General features: G+C 45.1%; 4 protein-coding genes. All 4 read right to left on the bottom strand.

Annotated elements, in window-relative coordinates; translation table 11 throughout:
- Nucleotides 1–1,284: O-antigen ligase family protein (locus tag BHV72_RS06645; RefSeq protein WP_286855345.1), on the bottom strand; the 1,284-nt coding region annotated here is incomplete at its 3' end.
- A 34-nt stretch (nucleotides 1,285–1,318) separates the two neighbouring features.
- Entirely contained in the window at nucleotides 1,319–3,277 is a 1,959-nt protein-coding gene (locus tag BHV72_RS06650; RefSeq protein ID WP_005823867.1) for a transglutaminase domain-containing protein, read from the bottom strand.
- Nucleotides 3,278–3,322: 45 nt separating this feature from the next.
- Nucleotides 3,323–5,242: a hypothetical protein gene (locus BHV72_RS06655; RefSeq protein ID WP_057088512.1), complete on the bottom strand. Its 1,920-nt coding sequence runs from the start codon at nucleotides 5,240–5,242 to the stop codon at nucleotides 3,323–3,325.
- Between the two features lies 1 nt (nucleotide 5,243).
- Nucleotides 5,244–6,086 (bottom strand): signal peptidase I (gene lepB / locus BHV72_RS06660; RefSeq protein ID WP_286855356.1); only part of this gene is annotated, 843 nt, incomplete at its 5' end.

Raw genomic sequence — 6,086 nt, forward strand, 5'->3', positions numbered from 1 at the left:
CAACAGAGGATAAAGGCGCCCGTACTCTTTCTCTGCCGATTGATACGCACCTGCACTATACAACACACGCGCATTCATCCACTCCCGACAGGCCTGCTCCACTTGCAAGTCATTCTTCAGGCGAAAACCGCCAATGATGCCTACTGATACAGCCAGCCCCAACCATTGCCAACGGTCGGCACCGGACAAGCACGCCACAAGCAATCCTCCAAATGTAACGATAAATACCGGAAGTTGTAGCGGATAGGAGGAAAAAGAGAATATCATCAAAGAAAGAATAGCCCCACAGATACCATAACGTCCTTTACGGACTCCCCTATACAAACACAGCACGACCACAACCAATAGACATACCGCCAAAGGAATGCCCAGTTCGACCGCAGCCTGCAGATATTCATTGAATGCATATTCCGGACTTCCCGCCACACGTTCCTCCCACGGTTCATAATCACCTGCTGCAAAATAAGTTTCCTGCGCATTTCCGTAGGCTGCTGCGAAATTATGAATCCCATATCCGGTCAACGGCTTTTCTGCAATGGCACGACAAGTTATCTTCCACATGAAAAGACGGCCACGTGCAGAATCGGGTTTCAAGACAAACAGTAAATAGCCTGCCAATAGCAAGACACAGAATCCACCGACCACTACCATCACCACACGCTGCCTTTGCTGCTGCCATAATAATCTGAACTTATCCGTCCAATCCATATGCCAAGCATATACACACAGACAGGAAACTCCTGCCGCCAACCATGCCGAACGGCTCATTCCTGCCGGAAGCACACAAAGGATAAGCAGCATCACACCACCAGCGACCATAGTTCCAGCCTTATCCATCACCTTTTCCCATCTTCTTCCATCATTCCGGTCAGAGCAGAGAATCTCCCCCCTCTTGGTCAGCCATTGATACAGACAGACCGGAAGTATCATGGCCAAATAGCCGGAATAAGGCCCCGGATTGAAGAAAGAACCTGTCAATACATACAAGGAATGGTTGGACACAGCATAACCATAAAGCTGCCTCAATCCCCAAACAGCCTCAATGCCCCCCAGCATTACCAATACCCACGAAACCGGTATAAAAAGAAAATACCTTTTTTCCATCATCAATCCAGCCATCAACAGACATCCTGCAACTACCAATGCACTTTTATCGAAATAGAGCCATTGCCCTATAACATCAGCTACAGGAAGTCCGGAAGAAACGTTACATGCCAAAGACAATAAAACTATACAAGCAATGTAGACCAAACTTCCAGTCAATAGATTACGTACATTATTCATTCTATCTATCAAATATTCAATAGTATTCTATAATTCACCAAAAGATTTGTTTCCCGTCTTTATATTCAAAAATCCGTTCATCTTTACCGGCTGTGTGATTCTTCAGATAAAATAAAGCACCTTGAAACCCTGAATAGACAATAGAATCTGACACAGCCATTTGCCGCCCGACAGAATTCCATTTTCCTCCACCCCAATAAAACAATTCATACAAATTACCTTTATAAATAAAATTCACCTCATTACGAGGAGTATACACCACCTTCTCCACACGATGGGGACTTCCAAAGTCCATCCCGGTCCATCCTCCATCCGGATGTATATAATCAAATGAAGTATCCGGATTACCGTCAAATGCGTTCAAATATTCATGTGTATTGTCTTCAAAACTTCCCGGAGTACCTATGATTTCCCCATATAGAGGTATGGTATCTTCCGTATTCTCATAAAAAGCCAGTTCCGAGATATTACAGAAACATCCGTCAGCACCCTTATAGCGCATATACCGATACGGTTTATCAGACTTCAACCGGGCCACAGTATATAGCCGATACGGAGCCTCCTTTATCAAAAGTAGAGTATCCTTCCACCCAAAGTCTGCCCGGTCGCTTCCTTCCACTACTCCCCCAATCATCCGGTCATTGAAAAGAACACTCAAAGTAAGATGGCACTTCCTATACAAGACCAATTCCTGCTTTTCAGCTTCCGGAACAATGAACCGTATCTTTCCGGTTTCACGCTCCAGAAGAAAAGGAGAAGATACTGCAGCGTATTCCTTTCCGTTCCAGGCAGCCAGCGTAAAGACCGCCCCGCCTCCCACATCCTCAAAACGAGCCTCCCCCTTCTTAAAGAAAGTATATCCTATAGGTTGCCATTGTAGTCTGTTGGCAAGGCACAAATACACCATATCCCCCTCACGAAACTGTCCGGAAAGCAAAGAATCCGGAAGAGCTACAGTCCAATTCCTGCTACCGGTATAAAGTGCAGTGACATCGCGGAAGAACGGACGTCGGAATGCCGGGTAAACATCGGAATATTTCCCCAGTTTCCGTACCGCCTCCTTATCAATACTATAGGTTGCCCGGTACATTTTTCCCCTCGAAATGCTATATTCTTCCGCTTTGCTCCATACTTCTTCATAAGGAAGATTTGCAATGTATGTCTTTCCTTCCTTATCCAAAACAAAATTCCAGAAATGAGAGGCATTGTTGTCTCCCAATACCATCACCCTATCTACTCCGCACGGAATGCCCAATGCCCGCAACACATATATCATGGCATCCGTAAACTCTCGGCAACTGCCCGTATGCCATTTCAGTACATCCGGTCCCAAATGAGGCCCCACCGGAAAAAGAGCCGTATTCCGGTAGTTCGCTTTCCGCAACGTATCCATCAACAACTGGGCGGCAACCTTAGGATTATCAGCCTCATCTGTCTTCCTGAATTCATCCAAAATCGGGCTATAGCACTCATAAATTTCTTTGCGCCAGAGAGAAAGCGGCTCATCCCCTATTCTATAAGGCAATATATATTCGCAGAAAGTATCAAAATCAACATGCTTTCCCCAAGGTTGCTCCCGCCAGACTTTGAATGCCCATTCTATATGATTGACCAAAAAAGCGGAATCCACCGTCATAATGTCCCTCTTATAAGTCAATTGATTTATAGAAAATTCTCCATCTGCTCTTTTCAAGGAATCAATCAACTCTTGCACATGCCTGGAATAAGGAAATGAAACGTATTCACTGAAATACTTCCTGTAATTCTCCAAGGCCTTTCCCTCGTAAGCACCATGAAAAGGCATATTCTCTATCAGAAAACAAGCAGCACGATATTTGTCACCGTCCTCTTCCTTGTAACGGTCCAGTACCTTTTGCAACTCCGCACGGTTATCACCGGCAAGATTCAAAGCTGTGTCCAACCACTGATTTTCCGAAGAACAAGCCATAAACAGACCTGCTGTAAACCATACCCATACACACCAATGTTTCATATCACTATTCCATTTTTTTCTATTCCAATCTGAAAGACAATCCAATCAATCCTTACAATCCGATACAAATACCTGCTTACCATCTTCCATATGAAATATCAGTTCTTCTTCTCCACGGGTACTGTCATGCAAATAGAGCAAAGCTCCCGATGGTATCCCGTCATATGGCAGAAAAGGTTTTTCTGCCATTTTCTTCCCCAATGAGTTCCAACAGCCCTCTCCCCAATAGAAGAGTTCATAACAATCCCCTATCCTGACAAAGTTATCATCGTTACGGGGCATATACATAAAATTGTCTATAGTAACAACCTTTCCAAAATCCACCGTTACACTTGCACCGGGTTTTGATGAAATGAAATACGACAACGGTTCATTATCATAGACCTGATAGGCAAAAGTATTTGCTGTGGCTGGAGCATCTCCCCAACTGTCTATAGGGACAATCTCTTCCTCTCCTTTATAAAAATGCATTTCGGCAACTTCCGCATATCCCTCTGCCGAAGAACAAAAACGGGCATAGCGACCCCTTACCGGTTTCTCAAGAATAACGTGATTATAATTGATACCGGGCGTATCTTTCACAGTACACAACAACTCCGCATTTTTAAAATCCTTATCACAAGCCGCCTCAAAATGCCCGTCTTTTATCCCTCCCATATAGTTCCTGATACGTTCCGAAAGAGGGTATTTCCGATACAATTCAGCAGAATAGCACTTGGAGGTATCTGCAACATAAGGATGTATATCCTTGCCATCAAAATAAAAAGGATTTCCAATAGGGCGATACTGCCCGTTTGCGAATGCCAACAATATATAAACCTGCCTCGAAGCCAAATTCCTGAAAAGCGCTTTTCCACTTTCTACCTTAGTAAAATCTATTCCCCGCCACCCATAAGCACTGAACAACCCCACATAAACATAATTCCCGTCCATCCCTTCTACCGGCAGTTCCAGATTCGAATCAAAATAATTATCCGACACTTTTCTTGCAAACACATCCTTAAAAGCAGCCGGTACGGACCGGTTCCGCATAAAATCACCATCCATGTCCCATTGCCTGCCAAAACACCGGCGGTAAACCACGCTCGGGCGCCGACTGTCAATATAGAAACTTCCCCGTTCCGGCTTCCGGGAAGGGAAAGTAAAAGGAAGGCAGACACCCGTTACATCCCTCACCACATTCCACACATGCCCTTTCCGTGTTTCCGCATTGAAAGTATAGAAATCATAGGCTACCGGGACGCCGATGGCCCGCATCACATAAATCATAAAATCACAAGCATCCTGACACTTGCCGATACGATTATGCAGCAGGTACTCTCCTCCCAAATGCGGATAGTTAAAGACCCACGTAAACCGGTAAGGGTCTTCCTTCTGCAAATACTCCCAAACTACGCTAATCGCCTCCACTACATCGATACCCGTATAAACCTCGTCCAGCAAAAAGGAATAACGGTCATGGTATATCTGCCGCCAGTTGTCCGGAGTCTCATTTCCGATACGATAGGGAAGCAGCCATTCACAGAAATCTGCAAAAGAAAGGGAAGCATTCCACGGACGCTTTTTCCAACCATCAAAAGCCAAATCAATGTTATTTATCAAGAATTCAGCCCTTATATTCAGTACATCCGGTTTTCTCTGCAATCCGGAAGGGGTATAATAATCCCAATCCGGTACGGCAGTATCCTTCAGCATCACCCCATAAGCATCTGCCGAAGCCAGCACTGTTTTCAAAGAATCCAGTTCTTCACCTTCAAGGGCATAGTGATAAGGCATATTTTCTATCAAGAAACAAGCGGCTTTATATTTTTCAGGCTCATCTTTATAATGTTCCAGTACCTTTTCCAGTTCGCCTTTGTTGGTTGCAGCACACTCCAGTGCGTACTCCAATCTGCCGGAAGCATTGCAAGCCTCCAATATCCCGGCAATCAATAATATCCAGAGCAATTTAAACAGAACTTTCATCTTAGTCTATTCTTTTAAAGATACGTTTCCATCTCATTTTTCCAGTATTCGGGCTGACGGACTTCCATACCAGCCATGCCCTTCCCACTATAAATGGTTCCGGCAGTAATCCCCAGTAGCGGGAATCTTTTGAATTCACCATCTTGTCACCCGAAACAAAATAATAGTTCTCACAGAAGCGGTAATTGTGTATCACACTGTCCCCCAGCAGAACCGAATCTCCATGCAATGTCAGTTTCTTTTTCTGTTCCCACTCTATCACGTTCCGATACAGCAACCGTGTTTCCGGATTCATTCCTACCACGCTGCCTTTGGCCGGTATATAAAGAGGCCCAAACTCGCTGATAGTCCACCCATTACAGCCACCATCGGGAAAGCTCTTAAGAACAAGGCCCCGTTCCTCCGTCATGCCCGAAGATATCAATTTACCTAATTCCTCCTGCGCCTGCACATTTCCTGCGATACCATCAAATCCGGACACACGATAATGTGTATTCCTTATCTCCAACGTATCACCCGGCACGGCGATACAGCGCTTCACGTAATACAACATCACGTCCAGCGCAATGCTGTCCCACCTGCCCGGATAAGGAAAATTGAACACTAGTACATCATTCCGCTGAAAATTTCTCCATCCGGACATACGTTGTATCTTCACCTCCTTTTTCTCCACGGCATCAAGCACATTGAATAGGCGTGCTCCACCCGAACATTTATCCACCAGAATACAATCACCCGCCAGCAACGATGGTTCCATCGAGTCCGACGGTATCTTGAAGGAGGTCACCACAAACACCTGCAATACTATCAGTATCACAACAAGCAGGCACAGACAGAATAATAC

It is taken from the genome of Bacteroides sp. 43_46 (assembly GCF_001915455.1).
GTDB classification, from domain to species: domain Bacteria; phylum Bacteroidota; class Bacteroidia; order Bacteroidales; family Bacteroidaceae; genus Bacteroides; species Bacteroides caccae.